General features: G+C 59.9%; 1 protein-coding gene. It reads left to right on the forward strand.

Translation table 11 applies throughout. The features are described from left to right. Nucleotides 1-100 precede the first annotated feature (100 nt). On the forward strand, nt 101-1,207 hold the full coding sequence (locus tag CF68_RS34515; protein ID WP_035827994.1) for an IS110 family transposase: 1,107 nt from the start codon (nt 101-103) through the stop codon (nt 1,205-1,207). Nucleotides 1,208-1,478: the final 271 nt, after the last annotated feature.

Below are 1,478 nucleotides of genomic sequence, written 5' to 3' on the forward strand. Positions count from 1 at the left end.
CTAGACAAGATGTATTGACCTGCCGCACCTCAAGCGACGTGGATTAGGCTTGAGGTGGGGTTAAACCAACGGCCCAGAGCCACAATTGAGGGGGCAGGTCATGGACAAGTTTAGCAAGTACGTGGGCATGGACGTCCATCAGGAAACGATTGCCGTAGCGGTGGCGCAAGCCGGCGGTGAAGTCCGGTACATGGGCGAGTTTGTGAATACTCCGGAGGTCGTCAAGAAGCTGGTCACCCAGCTCAAGCGAGACGGAGCGCGGTTGTCGTTTTGCTATGAAGCGGGGCCCGGCGGATATGTGCTCTATCGGCAACTGCAGGGCCTGAAGCAAGACTGCCAGGTAGTGGCGCCCTCGCTGATTCCGAGAAAGCCCGGCGAACGCGTCAAGACAGACCGTCGCGACAGCCTGACCCTGGCCCGCCTGCATCGGGCGGGCGAGCTCACTGCGGTCTGGATACCCGGCGAAGCGCAAGAAGCGTTGCGTGACCTCACCCGTGCGCGCGAGGACATGAAGCACCTGCAGCGGCAGGCAAAGCAAAGATTGCTCTCGTTCCTGTCGCGGCATGGCCATCGCTACACCGGCAAGTCTCGCTGGACCCAGGCGCATTGGCGCTGGCTGGAGGGCGTGACGTTCGCCCACCCGGTGCAGCAGATCGTGCTGCACGAATACATCGACACCATTCGGGCTTGCAACCAACATGTGGCAAGCCTGGAGCAAGAGATCGAACGCGCGGTGCAAGACAGCCCCGTCTGGCCTGTCATGGAGGCTTTGATGGCCCTGCGCGGCATTAGCTTGATTGCTGCCGTGACCGTAGTGGCCGAGCTTGGCGACCTGCGACGCTTCGACGACGCGCCGCAACTGATGGCGTATCTGGGGCTGGTGCCAAGCGAGCATTCCAGCGGCAAGCGTGAACGACGAGGCGGCATCACCAAGACTGGCAACAGCCATGTGCGGCGGGTGCTGATCGAAGCGGCTTGGACCTATCGACATCCGGCACGCAAGTCTGCGATCCTACAGCGTCGCGCGGAACGCACCACAGCACAAATACAAGAGGTGGCATGGAGTGCTCAGAAACGGTTGTGTCAGCGCTTTCGTCATCTGACGGCGCGAGGCAAATTACCGGTACAGGTTTGCACCGCTATTACCCGGGAACTGACGGGTTTTATCTGGGCGATCGGGCAGCAGGCAAGGTTCTCTACTACGTAGCCCCGACTCGCAAAGCCCCAGTGTGTTTGGGCCAGGCCCGGCAGCGGTGGAGAACCCTCGCGTGGACTAGGAGGCAACTGGAAACAGCACAACCCTCGACACTAGACGGAGGCAGCTCCTCGACGAATCGTTTGTCATGCGGTACCCAACCCGCGCATATCAGAATGATCAACCGTCGAAGAACCGCCGGGCCTGACCCAAACACACTGGATCTTCCATTCAACAAATGAACACCAGCAATGAGCACTTGACACGGTCAATACATATCAGT

Source organism: Cupriavidus sp. SK-4 (assembly GCF_000611125.1).
GTDB classification, from domain to species: domain Bacteria; phylum Pseudomonadota; class Gammaproteobacteria; order Burkholderiales; family Burkholderiaceae; genus Cupriavidus; species Cupriavidus necator.

Excerpts from the sequence above, each read along its gene's own strand:
- CF68_RS34515 (WP_035827994.1), top strand. The coding sequence starts at position 101 with ATGGACAAGTTTAGCAAGTACGTGGGCATGGACGTCCATCAGGAAACG.